The sequence below is a fragment of the Streptomyces sp. NPDC030840 genome (assembly GCF_055572015.1).
In genome coordinates this window covers 63,945-85,254 of sequence record NZ_JBVIEE010000019.1, presented here as the reverse complement: position 1 = coordinate 85,254, position 21,310 = coordinate 63,945, and the positions used below count along the sequence as shown (strand labels likewise).

At 70.4% G+C, this 21,310-nt stretch carries 20 protein-coding genes and 1 pseudogene; 13 read left to right on the top strand and 8 right to left on the bottom strand.

What is annotated here, in order from left to right:
- Window positions 1–295: 295 nt before the first annotated feature.
- Complete coding sequence (locus ACZ49J_RS32455; RefSeq protein WP_467454182.1) at window positions 296–1,036, top strand: hypothetical protein; 741 nt, start codon at window positions 296–298, stop codon at window positions 1,034–1,036.
- 98 nt (window positions 1,037–1,134) lie between these two features.
- A complete protein-coding gene (locus tag ACZ49J_RS32450; protein ID WP_468351172.1) occupies window positions 1,135–2,451 on the top strand; it encodes a GNAT family N-acetyltransferase in 1,317 nt (438 codons plus the stop codon).
- Between the two features lie 133 nt (window positions 2,452–2,584).
- On the opposite strand, the gene ACZ49J_RS32445 is transcribed toward ACZ49J_RS32450, so the two are convergent.
- The 3 genes from ACZ49J_RS32445 to ACZ49J_RS32435 all read right to left on the bottom strand — a co-directional run bounded on the left by ACZ49J_RS32445 (window position 2,585) and on the right by ACZ49J_RS32435 (window position 6,635).
- Window positions 2,585–3,613 carry a TniB family NTP-binding protein gene (locus tag ACZ49J_RS32445; protein ID WP_467454186.1) on the bottom strand — a complete coding sequence of 343 codons (1,029 nt, stop codon included), beginning with the start codon at window positions 3,611–3,613 and terminating at the stop codon, window positions 2,585–2,587.
- 68 nt (window positions 3,614–3,681) lie between these two features.
- Window positions 3,682–5,877 carry a transposase gene (locus ACZ49J_RS32440; RefSeq protein ID WP_467454187.1) on the bottom strand — a complete coding sequence of 732 codons (2,196 nt, stop codon included), beginning with the start codon at window positions 5,875–5,877 and terminating at the stop codon, window positions 3,682–3,684.
- Window positions 5,878–5,915: 38 nt separating this feature from the next.
- Window positions 5,916–6,635: a TnsA-like heteromeric transposase endonuclease subunit gene (locus ACZ49J_RS32435; RefSeq protein WP_467454188.1), complete on the bottom strand. Its 720-nt coding sequence runs from the start codon at window positions 6,633–6,635 to the stop codon at window positions 5,916–5,918.
- Between the two features lie 429 nt (window positions 6,636–7,064).
- On the opposite strand from ACZ49J_RS32435, the gene tap reads away from it, so the two are divergent.
- Window positions 7,065–9,236: a telomere-associated protein Tap gene (gene tap, locus ACZ49J_RS32430; protein ID WP_467454190.1), complete on the top strand. Its 2,172-nt coding sequence runs from the start codon at window positions 7,065–7,067 to the stop codon at window positions 9,234–9,236.
- Between the two features lie 47 nt (window positions 9,237–9,283).
- Here the strand turns inward: tap and ACZ49J_RS32425 are convergent, their stop codons facing one another.
- Window positions 9,284–10,336, bottom strand: coding sequence for a hypothetical protein (locus tag ACZ49J_RS32425; protein WP_467454191.1), 1,053 nt, complete (start codon window positions 10,334–10,336; stop codon window positions 9,284–9,286).
- 102 nt (window positions 10,337–10,438) lie between these two features.
- Between ACZ49J_RS32425 and tpg the strand changes: the two genes are divergently transcribed.
- The 6 genes from tpg (at window position 10,439) to ACZ49J_RS32395 (ending at window position 16,515) form a co-directional block, all read left to right on the top strand.
- Entirely contained in the window at window positions 10,439–11,008 is a 570-nt protein-coding gene (tpg, locus tag ACZ49J_RS32420) for a telomere-protecting terminal protein Tpg (protein WP_467454193.1), read from the top strand.
- Window positions 11,009–11,023: 15 nt separating this feature from the next.
- A complete protein-coding gene (locus ACZ49J_RS32415) occupies window positions 11,024–11,986 on the top strand; it encodes a hypothetical protein (RefSeq protein ID WP_467454195.1) in 963 nt (320 codons plus the stop codon).
- A gap of 105 nt (window positions 11,987–12,091) precedes the next feature.
- Window positions 12,092–12,697 (top strand): DNA-binding protein, encoded by a 606-nt coding sequence (locus tag ACZ49J_RS32410; RefSeq protein ID WP_467454197.1) that lies wholly within the window; start codon window positions 12,092–12,094, stop codon window positions 12,695–12,697.
- A 23-nt stretch (window positions 12,698–12,720) separates the two neighbouring features.
- Entirely contained in the window at window positions 12,721–14,757 is a 2,037-nt protein-coding gene (locus tag ACZ49J_RS32405; RefSeq protein ID WP_467454198.1) for a hypothetical protein, read from the top strand.
- On the top strand, window positions 14,757–15,476 hold the full coding sequence (locus tag ACZ49J_RS32400; protein WP_467454200.1) for a helix-turn-helix domain containing protein: 720 nt from the start codon (window positions 14,757–14,759) through the stop codon (window positions 15,474–15,476). The genes ACZ49J_RS32405 and ACZ49J_RS32400 overlap by 1 nt, the downstream gene beginning before the upstream one ends.
- A 191-nt stretch (window positions 15,477–15,667) precedes the next feature.
- Window positions 15,668–16,515, top strand: a protein-coding gene (locus tag ACZ49J_RS32395; protein WP_467454202.1) for an IS5 family transposase whose coding sequence is annotated in 2 segments (ribosomal slippage) — window positions 15,668–16,028 and window positions 16,028–16,515 — 849 coding nt in all. Because the reading frame shifts where the segments join, the coding sequence is not laid out codon by codon here.
- On the opposite strand, the gene ACZ49J_RS32390 is transcribed toward ACZ49J_RS32395, so the two are convergent.
- From ACZ49J_RS32390 to istB, 3 genes are all read right to left on the bottom strand, one after another.
- A complete protein-coding gene (locus ACZ49J_RS32390) occupies window positions 16,512–16,856 on the bottom strand; it encodes a DUF2750 domain-containing protein (RefSeq protein WP_467454203.1) in 345 nt (114 codons plus the stop codon). The genes ACZ49J_RS32395 and ACZ49J_RS32390 overlap by 4 nt on opposite strands.
- 167 nt (window positions 16,857–17,023) lie before the next feature.
- On the bottom strand, window positions 17,024–17,383 hold the full coding sequence (locus ACZ49J_RS32385) for an Imm51 family immunity protein (RefSeq protein ID WP_467454204.1): 360 nt from the start codon (window positions 17,381–17,383) through the stop codon (window positions 17,024–17,026).
- 47 nt (window positions 17,384–17,430) lie between these two features.
- The gene (gene istB / locus ACZ49J_RS32380) at window positions 17,431–18,228 is read right to left on the bottom strand and encodes an IS21-like element helper ATPase IstB (RefSeq protein ID WP_467454205.1); all 798 of its coding nucleotides are present in this window, start codon (window positions 18,226–18,228) and stop codon (window positions 17,431–17,433) included.
- A gap of 150 nt (window positions 18,229–18,378) precedes the next feature.
- Between istB and ACZ49J_RS32375 the strand changes: the two genes are divergently transcribed.
- Window positions 18,379–18,678 carry a hypothetical protein gene (locus tag ACZ49J_RS32375; protein ID WP_467454206.1) on the top strand — a complete coding sequence of 100 codons (300 nt, stop codon included), beginning with the start codon at window positions 18,379–18,381 and terminating at the stop codon, window positions 18,676–18,678.
- 14 nt (window positions 18,679–18,692) lie between these two features.
- Window positions 18,693–18,914: pseudogene (locus ACZ49J_RS32370) on the top strand (helix-turn-helix domain-containing protein).
- A 414-nt stretch (window positions 18,915–19,328) separates the two neighbouring features.
- Here ACZ49J_RS32370 and ACZ49J_RS32365 read toward each other — a convergent pair.
- A complete protein-coding gene (locus ACZ49J_RS32365; protein WP_467454207.1) occupies window positions 19,329–19,781 on the bottom strand; it encodes an ATP-binding protein in 453 nt (150 codons plus the stop codon).
- Window positions 19,782–20,079: 298 nt separating this feature from the next.
- On the opposite strand from ACZ49J_RS32365, the gene ACZ49J_RS32360 reads away from it, so the two are divergent.
- On the top strand, window positions 20,080–20,316 hold the full coding sequence (locus tag ACZ49J_RS32360) for a DUF397 domain-containing protein (RefSeq protein ID WP_467454208.1): 237 nt from the start codon (window positions 20,080–20,082) through the stop codon (window positions 20,314–20,316).
- A gap of 87 nt (window positions 20,317–20,403) precedes the next feature.
- The gene (locus ACZ49J_RS32355; protein WP_467454210.1) at window positions 20,404–21,306 is read left to right on the top strand and encodes a helix-turn-helix domain-containing protein; all 903 of its coding nucleotides are present in this window, start codon (window positions 20,404–20,406) and stop codon (window positions 21,304–21,306) included.
- The last annotated feature ends 4 nt before the right edge of the window (window positions 21,307–21,310 follow it).

Genomic DNA, 21,310 nt, shown 5'->3' with positions numbered 1-21,310 from the left:
GGCCAGACACTCCACCACCGGTCAGGAAGGCGTTGTCCTGGAGCGTCAACCCGCTGCTATGTTGAAGAGTTGACGCGACGTCACCCCACGCAGACCCGGGCCGCAGCACAAGCCGAATCCGCCCGGGGAAGTACCTCATATGCCTGCCACCGGATCGCGTAAATGCTCGACCATCACACGAAGTAGCGAGAAGGCGATCACATCCACTGCTCTTGGTCTCATCGGTCGTTGCCCTGGGGGAGGGACACCGCCGACCACACGGGCGGTGACCTCCGTGACGAAGCAGAGGGCATCCATGGGACGCACGAAGAAGAACAAGCCACGCCACAAGCTGCGCGGGCTGCACGACACCAGCCAGCGCCGAAGCGCCAAGGCCTGCGCGGCGCAGATCGCCTGGACACCGCTGAAGCAGGCATGCGGCTGCGTAGTCGACTGGGGATGGAGCAGCCAGACCGCCGACCCGATGACGTTCAGCAACTGGTGCATCAGCCGCCCGATCGTGCCCTGCCCTTGGCACACCAACCCCGTGGCCGGAGCATCGGGCCCCGATCTACCAGCCGAAATCACCGTGCAGCCGCGCGGCACCAGCGTCCTGCTGCACGCGCGCAAGGCCGCTGCCGACCGCCACGAACTCGGCTGCGAACTCACCTCCCGCCTCGCCCACTTGATGGAGACCGCCAGCCGGGGACAAGCGGCACTACTGGACGACGCACCGGCCGGGTTTCGCAGCTGGCTGATCGCCAACACCGCTGACCCCGCCCAGGCCTGGCTCGACCACGAGCTGTGCGAGATCATCCTCAACCAGGGCCGCTCCGCCCTGCCGAGTGAACTGCTCGAGCACTTGCCTGAACAACTCCAGACCACTTCCCCCGAGAACCCCCAGCCGGAGAGCGCGGCCTGCAACATCTGCTCCTTCTCCGCCGCCGAGGGCGGCATCCTGTGCACCTGCGGACACGACTGGTCGTGCCACCCCACCAACGCAGAGCAGGACGAGCCGTGCTCGCACTGCCCCTGTAGCGACATGCAGCACGTCTGAGTCCCCCACGCCTGCATAGGACCCTCCCAGTGAACTCCCCTGCCCTGCCTGCCTCCTGTCCGCCCGCAGCCGACCCCCGCGCATCCCGCACGGTGTCCGTGTGGGAGCTCCTCCACGAGGCCCTGCACGCCCCCGCTCACCCCTGCCAGGGCGGCACCATGACCTACACCTCCAGCCTGCTGGGCGTCCCGGTGACCCGCGACAGCCTCCTTGGCCTGGCCGACCTGCTGGCCGCCTCCGGCAGCGAACTGGAAGACACATCCCTGCGCCTGGAAGGCCACGACAGGGAGGGCACCGTCCTGGCCGAGACCACGCGGCGGGCCCGGCGCTTCCGGCTGGGCCACGGCTACAGCTCCGGGGTGTACCAGCTGTGCCGGCAGCCCGGATGCAACCTCGGGCTCGACCGGCACCGCACCCTGTGCGACCCGCACATGAAGGCCGCCGGCCCACCAGCAGTGAAGGAAGAGACCTGCCTGGTCGCCCAGGGCCTGCAAGGGGACAGTGAGCTCGCCCACTTCAGCCGCGACCAGGCCCTGCGGCAGCTGATGGAGGCCGCGCTCGCCGTCGGCATCCCGGCGGCAGAGCACGCTCACTACTTCGCCGTGCGGCTCCACCTGCCCGACGCCGACAGCGCGCAGGACTGGGACTACGACGATCACGAGATCGAGATCAACGAGGACCGGTGGCGCCTGCTGAGCTATGTCGGAGTCCGGCCCCCCAAGGAGCCGGCCCCGACCAGCCGCGGCGCCGCTCGCCAGATCGGCCCTCTCGACCCGCTCCAACTTCCCGGCTCCCCGGACCACTTGGTGCTGGACTACAGGTGCACCATGGAGGCCCCGCCCTCCTGGGAGTCCGAGAACCACATCCAGTACTGGCACGTGGGCGTACACCACCGCCTGCCGGACGGGGCGCAGGCAGATGCAGAACGCGACATGGGGCAAGTCGGCCAACTGGTGCTGGCAAAGACCATCTGGAGGCAGGACCCCCAGATGCTCGCCACCGGCGACGCACCATTCTGCGCCGGCGTCACTGCGGCCGCCGCCTTCGACGCCGTCGACAACCCGCACAGTCCGATCCACCAACTGGACGTTGGCCAGGACGGCAACCTGCTGCTCCTGCTCAATGTGGAACTGGACCCGGCATGGCGGGGTTTCGGGCTCGGTGCCATCCTCACCAGCCAGGCCCTTGACGTCCTCGGCCGGGACTGCCGGGTGGTCGCCACCGATGTCGACGACACGGACTCCCCGGCCAGCCACCTCGTACAAGCCGTCGGATTCCACCGTGTCGCCCCCAGCCTGACGGTGCTCGACCGGTCCCGCAGGGGGCAGACCAAACAGGCGGCGCTGCGCAATCTCCATTGCTCTCTTCTGGTCTCCCTCTCTAGCCCGTACCGCAGCGCCGAGCCGCCCTTCTGACAACGCCGCACCGGCCGGGCACCGCATCCTCGGTGCCCGGCGTTTCATCCCGTGCAGGTGCGCAGAGCCCGCGCAGCTCGGCCGCACCTACACCGGCGGGCCGCCGCACCCACCGGGCGCGCCCAGGATCCTTTCACCATGCTTGGAGCGGATCGTCGTCGAAGCGGCCCACCAACTGGCTGTCCAGCAGTTCCTCGGTGATGGCCTCGGTGCCGGTCTCGATGGCCTCCTGCGCGGCCTGGCACACGAGGTAGGACAGCGGCTTCATGTAGCCGCCGGTGCGGCGGTGCAGGTGGGCGGCGAGCTTGAGCAGGTCGCCAGGGCGGTGGTGGTGCAGGCACAGGCCCTCATCGAGGGCCTTGACGACCTGGTGGAACAGCTCGTAGTCGTCAGCGCTGTAGGGGATGGGATTGACCGCCAGCGTGGGGATGCCGCCTGCGCCGCCGTCGGGCGGCCCAGGCCGCTTGCCGCGCCGGGCCTCGTTGACGATCTCCTGGGAGCCGACCCCGCAGTAGACGAAGGACACGTTGCATTCGGCGGCGAGATAGCCGAAGTAGTCGAAGGCCGTTTTCAGTTCGCAGTTGTCCAGCCGGTCGATGCCGTCGACGAGGACCAGCCGGGTGCCGCGGGTCTTCATGACGTGGCACACGGGTCCGGTCATGTCGGTGCTGCGCTGGCTGCTTTCGGGGTCTTTGGTGTGCTTGTGCCCGAGGAACTCGGCGAACGGAATCGACATGTCCAGCTTGCTGCTCGGGGCCAGGGGCGTGTTGATGTGGACGACCGGGGTCCGCTTGGGGTCGGCAGGCAGCCGGTCCCGCACGATTTTCTCGTAGGCCCGGCCGATCTGCCGCAGCACCGTGGTCATCCCGGTCTCACCCGGCCCGTCCACGGCCAGGTGCAGCGGCCCCTCGCTGCGCGGGCCGCCCACCAGCCACAGCCGCCGAGCGACGGCCACCGCCTTCTTCAGCGCCGGAGTCTGCACGGTGCGCATCGTGGCGTGGTACAGAAGCCGCGGATCATCCAGTGCGACGGGACTGTCGGTGAGCGGGCAGGCCGCCAGGTCGGGCGGTTCGATGACGCGGTCGAGCCGAGCCTGCCAGCCCGCGCGGGTCGTCAGGGGCAGGAACCGGTCGGCGGTGACAGGAGTTTCGGGCACAGACATGGCACGTGTCCTCGGGGAAGCTGGCGGTGGCCGGCGCGGGCACCCGCACCGGCCACTGGGAAGGAGAGCTACGAGTGTTCGGCGGATGCGCCGCCGTGACTGCCGTCATCGCCCGTCAGCGATGGGCCCGACGACCCGCCCGGCAGAGCCAGGCGTACAGCCGGCGCGCACAGCGGGCGCGGGTCGACGTCGATGACCGGCAGGCTGGCCACGCTGTTAAAGACGGGGGAGGGGATGCCGCGGTAGGGGTCATGCACGCGCGCCGGCCCGACGTGCATGCCACGGTCGACGGGAGCTGGCTGAGGTGTGGCGGTGCGGGAGGGGCCGCGGCTGGTGCGCTCCAGTAGGGAGCGCACCAGCCGGGCGATGGCCCACTCGTCGCGGGTGGTGCCGCCCTTGTCCAGGTGGGCGGCGGTGGCCTGGTCCCAGACGTGCTCGCTCCAGGCATCGCCGATCAGCCGCTGGTAGACGAAGTCGGCCTGTGCCCAGGTGTTGTTGGGGTGGTCCTCGAGCCAGACCTTCTCCGGCTGGTGGGGGTGGTAGCGCACCGGCCACCGCTGGCCCTTGCCCGGCCACCCGGAGCGGGCGTTGCGGTAACCGTTCAGGGCGCGGCTGTCGTAGGTACGGTTGTTGAGCCGGATGCCCTTGTCGGTGACCTGCACCCAGGCGGTGGGCAGCAGCCGCAGCCGGTCTTCGGCGCTAAGGCGCAGGGGGACGTAGCCGCTGCTGGCGACGTGGGCGGCGAACACCTGGTTGGGGGTGCGCGGCGGCATGGACGGCAGGAAGGGGTTGCGCAGTTCGCTGTGCGGGCGCTGCTGCCAGCCCAGGGCGATCCACTGCTGCAGGAAGTCGTTGATCTGGTCGATGCGCCACAGCCGCTCACCGGCGACGTGCTTGCCGCGGTGGGTGAGGTCCTTGCCGGTGTAGCCGGTCAGGAACTGGCTGAAGAGGCTTTTGACCGAGCCGAAGGTCCGCTCGATGATCGCCTTGTGGGTGGGGGAGTAGGCACAGGCCGGGCGCACGGAGATGCCGAGCTGGGCGCAGGCGTCCATGAAGGCCCGCCCGGCGAACACCTTCCCGTTGTCCATGATGATCATCTCCGGGATGATCACCGGGCGGGCGGCCGCGCCCTCCATCCGCTCGTCGGCCTCCACCAGCTGCGCGTAGGGCAGATCGGAGCCCTTCGCGCCCGCCTTGAGCGACCAGTGCGGGCGCATCGGCTGCGGGGTGCACATCTCAGCCAGCAGCAACAGGGCGTCCACGGCCTTGGTGGCCCGCCCGCCGTGACGGCGGGACTTGCTACCGGCCTTGGTGCCGCTGGACTTGGGCCGGATGACCGCGGCCAGGATCGTCCGGCTGACCACGTCGATGGCCGCGGTCAGCTCCACCGAGACGACGCGTCCGGTCTCGTCCACGGCCAGCACGTCCAGCGAGGTGGTGTCGATCTGCACCTGCTCGCCAGGCGCCGTGGCCACGGCGAGCGTGAACGGCGGCTCGGGACGATGACTGCCGTCCCCGCGCCGGGCGGCGGCCTGCTTTCCGCAGACGATCCCGAGCCGGTCCAGCAGCCGGTAGAACGTCGCCCTGGACGGCATCAGCGTGTCCGCCTTCTTCTTGAACTTGCGCACGCATGCCCTCCTGAGCAGCTCAAACAGCCGTGACCTGGTCCCGATGGACCGCTTCTCCTGCCGCTTGTGCACCTTCCACAGCAGCTTGATGACCTGCTCGTCGACACGGCCGTGCCGGCTCGCACCACGTACCCGCCGTTTGTCGACCAGTCCCCACACGCCCTGCTCCAGCCAGGCCAGCCGCTTGCGCTCCACCGTGGCCGCCGACACCTGGTGATGAGCCGCGCGCAGTTCGGCGGCCTTGGTCGCATACCGGTCGCGCAGGGTGGTGGCCTCGGGGTCGTAGCAGGGGCGCGGCACGGTGCCCGGGGCGGCGAACCCGGGCAGTCCCGTGTGCACTTCCAGCACATGGTCGAGCCAGAAGTCGACCTCCTGACGGGCCTGGTCCGACAGCCCCTCCAGCAGGTCCGCTCCGCCCAGGGGCCTGCGCGAGGGCACCGACGGCGGGGCGGGGCCGTCCTCCTCGGCCGGCACATCGGGTCCGCCCAGCACCCGGAAGCCGGGGGAGTGGTGCAGCGCGTCCAGCAGCACGACGGCGTCCTCGCCGTCGGCGTGCTGGCTGAGCAGGTGCACACTGCTGCCCTGCAGCGCCGCCACCACATACGTCTCACCGCGCCAGCGCACGGCGCTGCCCACCGTCACAACCTCGGGCCTAGCCGGTGCGTGAACTGCCATCAGCGCACCCCCTGCGGCGACCACACCAGGGAGCGGGCCGGCACGAACGGGCTGCTCCAGTCGATGAGCAGCTCGCGCGTCCACACCAGGTGCAACGCCCGGGCCACCGTGGCCAGTTCGGGCAGGGCGCTGGCTGTCACCCCGTCAGTGAACGGGCGCGGCCGGGCGAACACCTGATGCAGGACGCGCGCGGTGTCGGCGTCTGCCAGCCGCGCGTGCCGGTAGCGGGCCAGCCGCTGCCGATTCGCGGCCGCGGCCGGGTCATCCGCGCCCGGGTGCACCCGCACCTCCCAGCCGGCCTGCTCACCGGCCGCCTGAAGGAGCCTCGATGTCTCCTCCCAGCCGCCCGCGGCCCGCTCCGGTGTCCGGCATACCAGCAGCCGCGCCCGCCCGTCGGCCAGCCGGGCGAAGAAGTCCGGCACATATCCCTCTGCGCTGTTCGCCCAGGCCAGCCGCACCGGCCAGCCCGTGAACGACACCACCTGTGGATCGAACTCCAAGGACAGCGCCGCCTCCAGAGCACCGAGGCTGGCGCAGCCCGCGTGCCGGGCCTGCCCCGCCGGCCGCCACCAGGTGGCGATCGCCCGCCGGCCCCGGTACCGCGTCGGTCTCCACACCTCACCCCGCTCCTCCAGCCGCTCCTGACGGACCTGGCGCACAGGTTTTTCCAGCAGCCGCCCGGCCGGGGACAAAAACTGCGCCCACACCGCCTCAGCCACGTTCAACACCTCTCACCACAGCGAAAGCACGCACGTCGCCCGTGTGATCGATCCGGGCGATGCCGATCACCGTGGCCGCCCGCTGCGCGCAAGGAAAGCGATCCGGGTCGAACACCCTCGAACGAGCGAGCGCGCGCCGCACCCGCGCGCCGTTCGATCGCATGGGCGAACCGGCCGTCGTGCCAGGTGAACCCGCGTCTCGGAGGCCAGGAAAGGGGGGCGCAGGGCAACACGGAGTGCGCGCATCGCTCGAACGGAGCAGATTTCCAGCCCGCTCCCACGGTGTTTGTGCAGGCTAAAGCCCACCTGAACGTTTATGCGTGTGACGCATGCTTTGCGGATTCCTGCATGCTGCGCTGCCAAGCGCATCTGCTCGGACCGGCAGGGCCGCATCCGAGACCAAGCACCAGCGGGGGAGCCGACCCAACCATGGACGGACTGTTCGACTTCGACGCCATCCCACAGCCCGGCCCGACGAGCGGCGGCCTGCCCGTGGCGGCACAGCGGCGCAGACTGCGCCGCGAGTCCGGACTCTCCCTGTACCAGATCGCCGACGCCTGCGGCGTCAGCGAAAACACCGTCCACGCCTGGGAACAGGGCAGAACCACCCCGCGCGGCGCCACCGCGGCCATCTACCGCCACCTGCTGGCCGCGCTGGACGCCCGGCTGAAGGGCCAGGCCGCACCCCAGCCCCCACCCGCCCACACGCCGGACTGGGCAGCCCTGGGCGCCCTGCGGCACGAGATCCCCACCCAGACCGCACTGCCCGCACCGTGCCGCCGCTGCCAGCAACCCACGCAGCACCGTGTCGGCGGCCACCCCCAGCACCTGGGCACCCGCTGCCCCGCACCCCCCGCGGACGCCGGCCAGCTCCCGCCTGCCTCCCCCGCCTCCCGGCCGGCCCCCGCCCAGCCTCCAGCCGCCCACCCCTCGCTGCCGGCGCAGCGGCCGCCACGCGAGACCGGCCCCACGGTGCGGCTGGCCTATCCGCCCATCAAGGCCAGGGACATCTCTGACGGCCCCCTGGCCGTCCTCGAGGCCGGCCCGTCGGGACTGATCGCCCACCTCGCCGACGGCCGCACCCGCACCTGCCCCGCCGACGACCTGCACGGGCTGCTGGCCTGGGCCGTGAACGCCCCGCTCGGCGCGGCCCCCGTCCGCCGCGAAGCCCTGCCGCCCGGACCACTACTGGTGCTCACGCCCACCGCCCGCGCCCGCCTGGCGCTGCCCGCCGACCTGCCCGAGCCGCCCGCACGGCATCCGCGCAGCGACCACCCGCTGCTGCAGCAGGCCCGCGCGATCGGCTGGCAGAGCGACACCGACGGCCTGGGCCCCTGGACGCGGCTGCACCCCAACACCGGCGATCCCGCCTGCGACAGCATCCACCTCGCCGTCACCGACTGGGGCGCCCTGCACCACGACGCCTGGAACCTGCCCGAACGGCTCACCCCCGGCGAACTCGCCGCCACCCTGGGCCAGTACACCGCGCTGGTGCGCACCCCGCTGGGCCCCCCAGGTACCTGCGGCCACCAGCTCATGCGCGACCTACGACCGCCCGCACACCGCCACACCACCACCGGCGCCCTGCTGACCGTGGGGGTCCGCGGAGCCCTAACGACCCCCGTCGACCCGGCCCCCTGCGAGGCCCCGCCCGGCCACCAACTGGCCAGCCACCGCGCCGAGCAGGACGCCCTCGCCGACACCGACATCGACTGGTGGCGCCAACCCGCCCCCGACGAAACCGACCGCGCATACGTGCTGTGCCTAGCGGTGAACCTGCTCCACCTCGCCGGCAGCAACGAGATCCGGGTCGCCGACGGCCCGGCCCACCACCTCCACCACCCACCCTTCGACCCCAAGCGGCCCGGCAGCTGGCTCGTCGACCTCTCCGCCGTCCCCCAACACCCCCTGCTGCCCCCGGCCTTCGCCAGCACCGGTCTGGCCTGGCACACCACACCCGCCGTCGCCTACGCCGCGCTGCGCGTGGGCGCAGCCCAGCTACAACCCGTCCAGGGCTGGCTGCGCCCCGGCCCGACCAGCCCCTACCTGGCCCCCTGGTACGACCACCTGCGCCTGGCCCGCCTGGCCGTCCTCGAACGCCTCGGCATCACCCCCACCATGGACACCCCCGACCTCCTGGCCGCCCTGGCCGACCTACCCCAAGCCGACCCGCTGCAGCGAACCCTGCTGCACGCCCTGCACGCCACCGCCCAGGACGCCTTCACAGCCCTGGCCCAGCCACCCGGCCAGCCCGACCAAGCCGCGCTGGCCGCCTGGCCCACCCCAAAGGAGCCCACCTGGCGCCCCGACCTGCGCGCCGCGGTCATCGCCAACGCCCGCGCCAACCTCCACCGCAAACTCGCCCGCACATCCCGCAGCGGCTACTTCCCCCTCGCCGTCGCCGGCGACCACATCGTCTACGCCACCCGCACCCCTCACCTGACCGAGATCACCGACACCCCCTACAGCGACTTCCGGATCGGCATCTCTCCCGGCCACGTCCGTCCCGTCGCGGTGCACCCCCTGCACTGGTACACGGCCCGCTGCGCCGAAGGCGTAAACCCCGCCCAGCTGCTGAAGAGCACCTGCCCGTCATGGTGACCGCCCCGCCCGCCCGCGGCGTCCCCTGCCGGCTGCGGGCCGCCTCCTCACTCCACGGCGGTCACGGGCCGGCCCAGCCGCCAGTCAAGACACGAGGCGTCCTCCAGCGGCCCTCGCTCCGGCATGCCGTCATGCGGGTCCATCACCGGCAGGTGTTCGGCCCGGTAGCCGGGCGGCGGCGCCGGCTGGGCCAGCCGGGCCACCACGGGTGCGGTGATGCGATGCTGCAGCGTCCACTGGCGCAGCATCCGGTAACCGTCGTGCTCCATCGGGCCGGCCATTCCCAGCCGCTCGCCCACGAAGGCGATCCAGCGCCGCGAGACCCAGCCTGGTGCACCGCCTGCGAACTCCCGGCCCCAGCGCCGCTGCCGCTCGTACACGGCCATGGCCTCGGCGACGACGACGGCCTCCGGGTAGACGACCAGCGGCACCGCCCACCGCTGCCGCCCCGTGCCCAGCACCGCCTCCCGACCAGCCCAGAGCGTTTCCGAGGCCATTTGGCGGCCCTGCCACCAGACCGCGGCCACCTGCAGCGCATCGGCCAGCAGCGCCCGCGCATACGGTCCCACCCGCTGCTGCAGCCGTACCCGCCGCCGATGCGCCCGCACCACCTCCTCCAGCCCGGCCAGGGAAACCTGGGCAGGACCGCCGCCGTCGGTGCTGCGCAGCCACCGGCCGTGGCGCACGCACACCTGCCACGGATCGCCACCGGCCAGCACCACCGGCGTCACGAGATCGTCGTGCCGGGCCAGGCACCCCGCGCACGGCTCAAGCGGCGTCCACTGCCCGGGCCAGGGCTCCACCCGCACCGGCCGCCGTCGGCCGCGACCGCCACCGTCAGCCAGGGTGGGCAGGGCGCGGCACAGCTCCTCCGTTGTGCGCCAGGCCATCACCGCCAGCCGCGAGGCCGCCTGTTCACCCAGGAACACCTCCTGCGCCCACGGATCCAGCTCCCGGGGCGGCCGGCTCGCTCCCGCCTCCCGCAGCACCTCCTCCACAGGCAGTCCGTTGAGGTACGCCAGCCGCCGGACAAAGGATGCCGCCGCCTCGCCCGGCACCGGCTCCAGTCCCACCGGTTTCGGCACCGCTTCCTCGTCCATGCCCGCCTCCCGCATCCCCGGCCCAGGCCACCCGCCCAGCCCCTCACGGCGGACAACGACCAGCCCCCACCCCGGTAACCCCCGGCAGGAGACCACCCCACCGTGCCGCTGCTGAACACGTCCGTCGCCCACGCGCTCGACCTCGCCGACGCCCGGCACTGGACACGGCAACCCCCCAAGCGCCCCGTCACACGCCTGCGCCACCTGCTGCGCGATCACAGCCCCAGCGTCCTGGCGCCGCGACTGTTCGCCTATCCCCACGCCCTCACCCGGTGGGCCGAGGGCGACCTCAGCGACCTCACGCCCGCCCAGGCCACCCTCATCGAGCGCGAGATCTACCGCACCTGGCAACCGGACATCCGCCGCCGCGCGCACCAGCAGATCCTCGACCGCGGCGGCTGCGTCACCGCCGAGCTCCACGCCCGTTTCGCCTACACCACCCTCAGCGGCGAATTCCATGACCCCCGCCTGCTGCGCGTGATCGAGGACCTGCCCGCCCTCCACGCCCGCCAACTCTTCGACGCCCGCCACCGTGACGCCGAAGAAGACGAGCTGCGCCGCATCCTCGCCGACGGCATCGGCGAGGCCTACTTCTTCCGCGCCCTGCCTGCCGACCAGCAGCAGGCCGCCGTGACCATCAGCGACCTGCACCTCATCCAGTTCCACTACTGAGTAAGGAGCCCACCCATGACCATCATTTACGCCTTCCAGGACAGCAGCGGACGCTGGCACGGCGACCCCGGCGCCCCCCTGCTCGACCCTGCAGAGGAGCCCGGCCGCGGAATCCTGAGCTACCAGCCCGTGCCCGGAACCCCCGAAGCGGCCAGCCCCTTCGCCGGCCAGCGGCTCACCGTCCTGTACGGCGTCACCGACCTGGAGGCCGGCCCCGTCACCTACCAACTCGACACCGGCGGCCGCTTCCTGGCCACCTGGCACATCCACACCCTCCTCGCCGCCCCGATGGGCACCGCTCCCGTACCGTCCGACACGCCGCCCGACCCCGCACCGGCACCCTGCCTGGAGTCCGCCTTCACCGAAAACGGCCGCCGCTACGTCCTGACCGGCACCCGCTGCGACAACGGACAGCTCACCCTGGAACTCACCGTCAGCAGCGAGCGGGGAGACATCCAAGGAGAACTCTGCGGCGCCATCGCCGCTGACGACCTCGCGTCCCTGGTCCGTCTCCTGGACGCCGCCTCCCACACTCTCACCGCCTCCGCCCCCGCCTCCATCCCCCCGCCCCGCCACGGCGGCGGGTGGGCGCCCGCGGACAGCGCGCGGCTCGCCGCCCGGTTCCACCAGGAACGCGACGTCACCATCCTGGCCGCGGAGTTCGGCTGTCGCCGCGGCGCCATCTACGAAGAACTCAAACGCCAGGGACTGATCCGCACGCCCGGATCCGGCCGCACCGCCCCCGCCAGCCGCCCCCTCTCCGACGTCATGCAGCAACGCCGCCAGATCCACCCCAACTCCCACGCCCGCTGGAGCGACGAAGAGGAGCGGAAGCTGGCCCAGCGCTGCGCCGACGGAGTCCTAACCCCCGAGCTCAGCAACGAGTTCGGCCGCAGCGAACAGGCCATCGAAAGCAGGCTGTTGAAGATCGCAGCAGTCGGCCCCGCCGCAGACCAAGCCCGCCTCAACGCCCTGTAACACCACCCTCATTGCAAGCCAAATCAGATATCTGATCTGGCTTGCAATGCTGAGTGTGTGCCGCTAACGTCCTGCTGCGGAACCACACAACCGGGGAGACAGAAAATGGCCGTGCTGCTGACCACGGGCCAGGCCGCCGCCGAACTGGACTGCGCCATCACCACGCTGCGCCGCCTCATCCGCGCCGACGTCCTGCCCGGCCTCTCCCACCGCGGCGTCCGCGTCATGATCCCCCTCCACGTCGTCCAGGCCCTCCACCAGCGCCCGCACGCCCCGCTGCACCGCCTCGACACCCGGGAGATCGCCGTCCTGCGCGTCGACGCGGCACGCCGCGTCGACCAGGACGACCGCACCTGGATCGGCTACGCCCCCCACCTCGGTGCCCCCCACCTCCTCAAGAGCCTCCGCGGCTGGTGGCGCTGCGACCCCGTCAGCATCGCCGCCGCAGGCATGCTGCCCGTCACCCTGTCCGGCTATGTCGTCGCCGTCCTGACCGGCCTGGACACCTGGCAGCGCAACGACCAGGGCCGCTACGCCTTCCCCGACGCCCGCCTGGCCGGCTACATCACCGACCTCGCCGCCCCCACAACAGAACTGACCTCCGCCCGACACGACGACCGCGCCCTCGCCACCCTGCTGCTCGGCACCCGCCTGGAATCCCACTCCGGCGGCGCGATCGCCTACGTCACCCCCGACACCACCGCCGGCTGACCGAGCGCCCACGAGGAACCACGATGGATGCACAGACCTACACAGAAGGCCTCGCTGAGCTGCGCACGCTGCGCGACGACATCAAAAAGACCTCGGCAGCCCTGGCCCGCCTGGAAGCACAACGAGACAAGTCCGTCACAGCACTCGCCGCCCACGACAAGGCCAAGGCCGAGCGGATCGCGCCCGCGGCCGGACTCAGCATCGCCGCCGTCGTCGCCCTCGCCCCCAGGCTCGCCCCCCAGACCCTGGACATCACCACCCCCGCCCCGGGCGCCACCGAACAGGCACAGCCCGATCCCCAACCGGCCGCCTCCGCACCCGATCCGGCGCCCCCCGCGCCGCTCCAGCAGCCGACCGACCCCACCACCCCCCGCGAACTGCCCACCCTGCCCCAGGACACCGACACCGGACGCTGGTTCACCCCCACCGCTGGCCTGGTCTCCCAGTACCCCAACTTCACCCAGAATGCCCACCCCACCGTCTTCCTGGACGCCGCAACCGGGGTCCTCGTCCACCGCGACCAGACCATCCGCCTCGACCTGGGTGACCGGTCGGCCACCGCCATCCTGACCGCCGTCTTCCACACCGTCCCCCACACCATCCAGCGCATCTACATCACCGCCGGGGCCCCGTGGCACCGCGACGCCGACCGCTACCCCTACCTCCGGGACGCCGTCGCCGCCTGGATGAACGCGCCCACCCCCGGCTGGCGCGTCGACACCGGCCGCGGCCGTGACCGGATGGCCGGACACTTCGTCCACGCCCGCAACCCCGTCGCCCGCTACCAGCGCGAGAACGGCGACCACCACGTCGAAATCCGCAGCGTGGGGGAGTGGTTCGACCTCGACCAAACCGACCACCCCGGCATCGTCCGCGACGCCTTCCGCCTGCTGTGGGAGGAACTGCGCCGCCACTTCAGCGACGCCGTCGTCCTCGGCTCGCCCTCCCAGACCGGCCGGGATTTGTGGACCCGCACCATCCCCCGCCTGGGCAAACACGCCGACGGCTTCCCCGTCCTGTCCGAAGAACTGCGCGGCCTGCTGCACGCCACCGCAGGACAGGGCCGCAACGAACTCATCATCCCGCCCCGCGTCCCTGAGCAACTGCCCGCGCTGATCGAATACGACCGCACCTTCGCCTACGCCAAACACACCTGGAAATCCCCGGTCGGCGCCCCCCGCCGCGTCACCGGCAAGACCTTCGCCTCCTGGTCGGCCAAAGAACAGCACGACGCCCTATACGGCTGCAGCCACTGGCACATCCGCGTCACCGTCCCCGACGGCTGGAACCACGTCGGCCTGCTGCCCGCCCCAGCCCCCGGCGAGCGCGCCTGGCACTACCCGGCTGCGCCCGGCGCCACCTTCACCACCTGGGCCGGCGGGCCCGAAGTCCACACCGCCCTGGCCAACCCCATCCAGCCGTGGAAGGTCGAGATCCTCGACGGCATCCTGTGGGAGGCGGGCAAACCCCTCGACGAATGGTCCAAGAAGCTCAAGGAAGCCTGGACCAACCTCTCCGCCCAAGCCCACTTCCAGGGCGACGCCCAGCAGGCCCGGGCCGCCCACCTCGCCTCCCGCGCCGTGCGCTCCATCCTGCTGTACGGCATCGGCTCCTTCGCCCAGCGCCCCCGCATGGTCACCGGCACCACCCCCCGCAGCATGGAGCGCGACGTACCCCCAGACGCCGAAATCGTCGGCTTCGACGACGAGCTGATCACCTGGCAGCGCCCCACCGGCTTCGCCCGCGACCCCAACGCCCACCCCGAATGGTCCGCCGCCATCTGGTCCGCCGCACGTGCCGCCCTGCTCACCCAGTACCACCGCGACGACGACACCCACGCCGGAGCCCTGCACACACCCCCCGGTACCGTCGTCGCCTTCCGCACCGACGCCGTCTACCTCACCACGGCGCAGAACTGGCCCTACCGCCACCGCCCTGGCGACTACCTCCTCAAGGGCCACCTCCCCGGCCCCGTCAACGCCCCCACCAGCGAAGAAGAACTCCTCACCCTGCGCGACACCGGCCGTCAAGCCCTGACCACAGCACCAGAAGAGGCCTGATGCCGCCCCGACGCCGAAACCAGCCAGCCTCCCGGCCCACGCTGAACGAAGCCGCCCAACTCGCCGACCAACTCCAACAAGCCGGCTACACCAAACGCGACATCGCCCGCATCATCAACCGCGACCCCTCCCTGGTCTCGCAGTTCTACACAAAAAGCAAAGGCGCAGCCTTCGTCACCGCCCTGCGCGAAGTCCTCACCGCCATCGAAACCGCAGGCATCACCGACCTGCCCGAACTCGCCGCCATCGCCGCACGCCACACCCACCGCCGAACCACCGCCTCCGGCGCCCGCGCCCGCGTACGCGGCAAAGCCGTCCTCATCACCCCCACCGGCTCCGGCACGGGACGCGTCGGCGCCCAGGCCATCGCCTCCGGCTCCGCCAGCCTGCGCCCCCTCATCGCCGAAGCCGCCCGCCGGGGCCTGCGCCTGGCCTTCACCGTCCGCCTTGCCAAGACCGGCTACCTGCACCCCTCCGGCAGCCGCACCGACTCACCCGGCATCCGCCGCGACGTCATCCAGCGCGCCGACCACACCGAGGAACGCTCCTACGGCTCCGCTCAGACCGGCGGCTTCGACGCCGCCGACTTCGCCCGCCGCGTCGACGCAGCCAGCGGCGACGTCACCGCCGCCGTGCACCAGTGGCTGGTAGAAACCGGCCGTATCCGCGCCGACGCCCACATCACCCACCTTGAAGTCCGCACCTGGCGCCCGCGCTGAGCAAACAGACCCACCACCGCACGCCCCCACACCAACTGCAGCCACTTGCAGCACCAGCACAGCGTGATGACCGGTAGGTTGCACGGTATGGGTCTGTCGTCGGGGGAACGGTTGCGGGCGGCGGTGGCCGCACTGGCTATAAGAACTCCTAACCAAATGATCTTCGAGGTGGTTGGACCACTCCGGGAGCGATGATCCGGAGGTGGGCAGTGGCGCGGCCGAAGCCATGGGAGGTCGACGACGAGCTGTGGGCGGTGATCGAGCCGCTGTTGCCCAGGGTTGAGCGTCGAGCCCGGCATCCGGGACGCAAGCGGCATGCGGACCGGCTGGTGTTCCAGGGCATCCTGTTCGTGCTGCACACCGGGATCGCCTGGGAACACCTGCCGCAGGAGCTCGGCTTCGGCTCGGGCATGACCTGCTGGCGCCGCCTGGCCGAGTGGACCGAGGCCGACGTGTGGTCCCAACTGCACGAGGTTCTCCTCGCCGAACTCCGCAGCGCGAACGCCCTGGACTTCTCCCGGGCGGCGGTCGACGGCTCCCACATCAGGGCTCTAAAGGGGGCCCCAAGACCGGACGAAGCCCTGTCGACCGGGGCAGGACGGGCAGCAAACATCACCTGATCACCGATGCCACCGGCATCCCGCTTGCCGTGACCCTGACCGGCGGCAACCGCAACGACGTCACCCAGCTGATCCCCCTCCTTGAGGCCGTGCCAGCCGTGCGGGGCAAACGCGGCAGGCCCCGGCACCGTCCGGACGTGGTCCTGGGCGACCGCGGCTACGACCATGACAAGTACCGCCGTCTGGTCTGGGGCCTCGGTGTGAAACCGCGGATCGCCCGCCGGGAAACCTCCCACGGATCCGGGCTCGGCGCGCAACGCTGGGTCGTGGAGCGCGCGTTCGCCCATCTGCACTGGTTCCGTCGCCTGCGGATCCGGTGGGAGATCCGCGACGACATCCACGAAGCGTTTCTCACCCTCGGATGCGCGCTGATCTGTTGGCGGCGACTGCGCTCTGTGTTGTGCGGCGCCGTGGGCTAGGCGCCCGCTGCGAGTCGGTTGAGAACTTCCCCTGGGGTGAGGCTCCAGCCGACGAGGCGCGGTCCGCTCCAGTTGATGCCGATCATGTATCCCTTTCGAGCGGCATCAGGCAGATCACGATCGCGCCAGGCATCCAGGGACATGGATTCAACACGTAGCCCATGCCCCCAGACCTTCGCGGCCCTCTGAGCGCGGGCCGCGGTCGACCAGTAGGGAAGACTCCGCGTGCCGTCCGCGGAGAGGGGAGCCGGACTTCCCTCGTCATCCCGAACAAACCAGACCACTCCGCTCTGGCCAACCTCTCGGAAGAAGGCTGCCGCTTGCGAACCACTCTGACTCATGCCGAGTGAGCCTAGTGCCCCCGTCACTCATTTCGTTAGCGGTTCTAACGCCTTGTTTTGGCCCCACTTTTCCGGTCTAGGGTGGCCCCATTCAGCGGAGTCTGGTGCTGTCAGAACGGTCTGAGGCGGCCCCGGGTTCCGGTCAGTGCTGGCCCCACTCACAGGCCCTATCGGTCCAGAAAGCGTGGGTCGGCCGTCAGGATGTACTGGCTGAGGAGTTCGCGGTTGTGGAAGGCGAAGTGCAAGAGGACGGCCAGCTCCGTGAGGGCTTTGAGGTCGCTGCTCGAGACGACGAACGTGCCGGCTTCTGATCCGAAGTGGAGCTTGTCCGCGCTGCCGGGCATGCGGGAATGGACCAGTGACTCGGCCAGCCCCTCCCAGCCGTGACCATGGCTCTCGGCGTTGTGCTCCTCGAAGACGTCGGCGACCTGCTCCATGTCGCCGTCGAAGAGATAGAGGCAGTGGGAGGGGTCGGGTTCGCCGGTTTCGTCCAGGTGGAATGGGGCCAGGGCTGATGGGTCACTCATGGGGGTGATGGTAGGTGCCCTGGTCTTGGTCGGGACGGGGCGGTTCGTCAGGCTGAGCGTGCGTTCGTCTTCGCCGTCCTGGCTTTGGTCTGGGCGAGCCGGTAGGACTCGGTGCCGGTCTCGATAATGGTGCCGTTGAAGGTGAGCCGGTCGACGATGGCCGCGCAGAGCCGCGGGTCGGTGAACGTCTTGGTCCAGCCTCCGAACGACTCGTTCGAAGCGATCGCCACGCTGTTCTTCTCCTCCCTCTCGGTCAGAACCTGGAACAGCATCTCCGCGCCCCGCCGGTCGAGCTCGAGATAGCCCAGCTCATCGATGCAGAGAAGATCGACGCGCCCGTAGCGGGCGATCGTCTTGGACAGCTGCTTCTCGTCGGCGGCCTCCACGAGCTCGTTGACGAGCTTGGCGGCCAGCGCATAGCGGACGCGACAGCCGGCCATGGCCGCTGCCGTCCCGAGACCGATCAGCAGGTGGGACTTGCCGGTGCCGGAGTCCCCGATCAGGCAGAGCGGCTCGCCCTTCTTGACCCAGTCGCAGGTGGCGAGGTTGTTGACCACAGCCGGGACAACGTTGGGGTTGGCGTTGTAGTCGAAGTCGGAGAGCCATTTCTGGCGGGGGAAGCCGGCCGCCCGGATCCGTCGCTCCGAGCGTCGCCGGTCGCGGTCTTCGCACTCGGACATCAGCAGCTCGGCCAGGAACCCTCGGTAGGAGAGCTGTTCGCGTTCGGCGCGGGCGACGAGGTCGGGGAACTGCGCCCGCATCGTGGGTAGCCGCAGGACCCTGCAGGCGGTGTCGATCGCCGCGTCGGAGGCAGTCTCGGTCAGGTTGTGGTGCAGGCCGGTCATGGCGCGTCCTTCCTGGAACGGTTCAGCAGCTGGTCCCAGCGGTCGAGAGAAGGCAGGGGACGCTGGTCGGTGGGGAGGCGGACGGCCCGGCGGGCGTTGAGGCTGACCACCTCACTGGGTGCCGGCCCTTGCAGGACAGGTGCCGGCCCGGTGACCGTCACGGTGGGGGGAACGGCCATCGTTCTGAGCGGCCTTGCGGGCTTCGAGGGCGATGATGTCGGCGGCGTGGGCGCCGACCGCGAGGGCGGATCGGATTCCGGCGATCACATCGCGGTGTTCGAGATGCCGGTGCAGCAAGAGCACGTGGACCAGTTGCTTGGTGCCCTCGGTGTCGCCTTCGGCCTTGTTCGCCGCAGCCCAGAACGCTTCGTGGGCAGCGGTGAACGCTCCCGTACGCCCCCAGGGGTGGGGCCAACTCAAGCCGGAAAGTGGAGCCGAATCAGAGCGTGAATGCCACCGCACTCATGCAGTTGACGGGAGAGTCGCAGGCCGACCTCGCGGCGGCGCTGGGAATAAGCTAAGCACAGGTCAGCCGCCGTCAGTCCGGCCACGCAGCATGGCCTCTGGACGACTGCGACCACCTGGCCGAGCACTACGGAATCGACGTCATCGACTTGCTGGCCGGTCCTACCCGCGCCTGCGAATGCCTGCCACCAACACGTTGGCGCACCCCACAACGCCGGTGACACCGAAGCAACGGGCACAGAACGGTGATGCCCGGCCGTTCGCTGGCCCAGCCGTCCAAGTCGACGGGATCCGGCGCACGCACAGAGCGCGCCGGTGTTCGTGGCCTCGCTGGTCCGAGTGAAGCGCGACCATCGTTCTCGAATTACGCGAGGGCTGTTCGCTGCACTGGTGGCATGGCCTCGCTCCGCATGACGCAAGTCTGCATCTCCACCAGCGATCAGGGAGGCCATGTCTGCGCACTTCCTGCGTCCGATCTGGCCGACAGAACAGGCGGGTTACACGCTGGGAGCGTCGGCAGTTAGTCAGACCGATCCACCTCGGTGCGCCACCGAGCGGCCGCGAGGCGGCGATGAGTGAGATCGCGCAAGGGCTGGACGGCTGGGCCGGAGCCCGGCTTGCATCGTTGATGGGGATTAACGACTGGGGGTGGCGATGCGTGCCCAGACAGTTTTTCCGGTGGGGTCGGGTTCGGAGTAACCCCACTGGCTGGTCAGGGCGTTGACGATGAGGAGTCCCCATCCTGTTTCGGCGAGGGGGTGAGGCTGGCGTGGGGAGGGGGGAGCAGGGCTGGGGTCAGCGACCGTGCAGATGAGGGCGCCTCCGGTGCGGGCCATGCCAAGCCATGCCTTGCCGGAGTGTTCGCGCTGTCCATCAAGGGCGTGCCGTACGGCGTTGGCGGTGAGTTCGCCGACCACGGTGGTCATGTCGTCGGCAAGGGCGTCAAGCTCCCAGTCGTGGACCACGTCGCGGGCGAAGCGGCGGACAGTTTCCAGACTTTCGCGTTCGCAGGTGAAAGCACGGGCGGCGAAGCCCGCCGCGCTGATACCGAGGGCGAGGCCCCAGTCCGGTGTGGTGGGCGGTGCCATCGTCGCGTGTTCGAACGGACCCGGATGGGCGGGAAACAGAGTCGGAGAGACTCCGGTGGCCCGGCTGAGTGCCGCTGTCCTTGTTATTGCCACTGTTCATCCCCCCGGAAGACGTCCAGCTGACGGGCTGTGAACACCTCGCCCTGACCGGTAAGTATCCTCGCCGCCCCGCCCCGGATGCAATTGCATCGGTGACTTGCATCCGAACGGGACGGAAAGGGAACGCATGTCCCCAGAGTGAAGGCTGGAAAGGACCAGAGGCAGGAGAACTTCGGACAGCACTGAAAGAAGGCGAGAGATGGAGCAGATCAGCAGCGGTGTCCCGGCGGATTCACTGCGCGGGGCGGTTTGGGTGAAGAGCCGGCACAGCACGGCCGACGGGAACTGCGTCGAGCTGGCGTTACTGGCCGGGGGAGCGGTGGCCGTGCGCGACTCGCGGGACCCGCAGGGCCCCGCGCTGGTGTACAGGCGGGCGGAGATCGCGGCCTTCATCGCGGGGGTGAAGGACGGCGAGTTCGACCCGATCGTCGGCTAACGCGCAAGAAGAAAGGCCCAATTGGGTCCTTGCCGGGCGGCATCCTGGGAAACTGACGCTCGTCGTCCGTCCTTCACAGGAGACTCGATGCCCACGTCCGCCCGCCCGGTCGATGCCCCGACCCTGGAGTACTACCTCGCCGCCTCCGCGCGTAGCCCGATAGCGCTGCGCCTGGTGCTGGGCCACCTCCTGCGCACGCTGCGCAAGGCATCCGGCATCGACGCGGAGGCGGCGGGCCGGTCCATTCGCGCCTCCGAGGCGAAGATCTCCCGGATGGAACGGGCCCAGGTCACCTGCAAGCTCGACGATGTGACGGACCTGCTCGCCCTCTACGGCGTGAGCGACAGTCAAGTCCTCGCCCACTTCGCCGAGATGGTGCGCGCCTCCCGCCAGCCCGGCTGGTGGCACCGCTTCGACGGAGTCCTGCCGGACTGGTGCGGCAAACTGATCGGCCTGCAGGAAGCCGCCTCCATGATCCGCACCTACGAGATCCAGCTGATCCCCGGCCTCCTGCAGACCCCCGCCTACACCGAGGCGGTGATGCGCTTGGGCTACCCCTTGGCCCAGCAGGAAGAGATCGACATCCGCGTGGAGCTGAGGATGGCCCGCCAAACCCTCCTCGCCCGCTCGGACGCCCCCCACCTGTGGGCGGTCCTCGACGAGGCCGTTCTCCACCACGCCATCGGAGGCGAGCACATCATGCGCGAACAGGTGCACCACCTCGTGAAGATGGCCCAACTCGACCACATCACCCTGCAGATCGCACCGTTCAGCCGCCCGGCCTGCGTCGCGGCCGGCTTTCCCATAACCCACCTGCGTTTCAACCTGCCCGCCCTGCCCGACATCGTCTACCTCGAGCAACTGCGCGACGCCGAATACCTGAACAAGCCCGAAGAGACCGACCACTACCGCTCCGTCCTGGACGGCCTAGCCCAGGCCGCGCTCTCCCCCCAGGAAAGCCTGGACCTGCTCGAGCACCGCTTCAGCTGAGCCC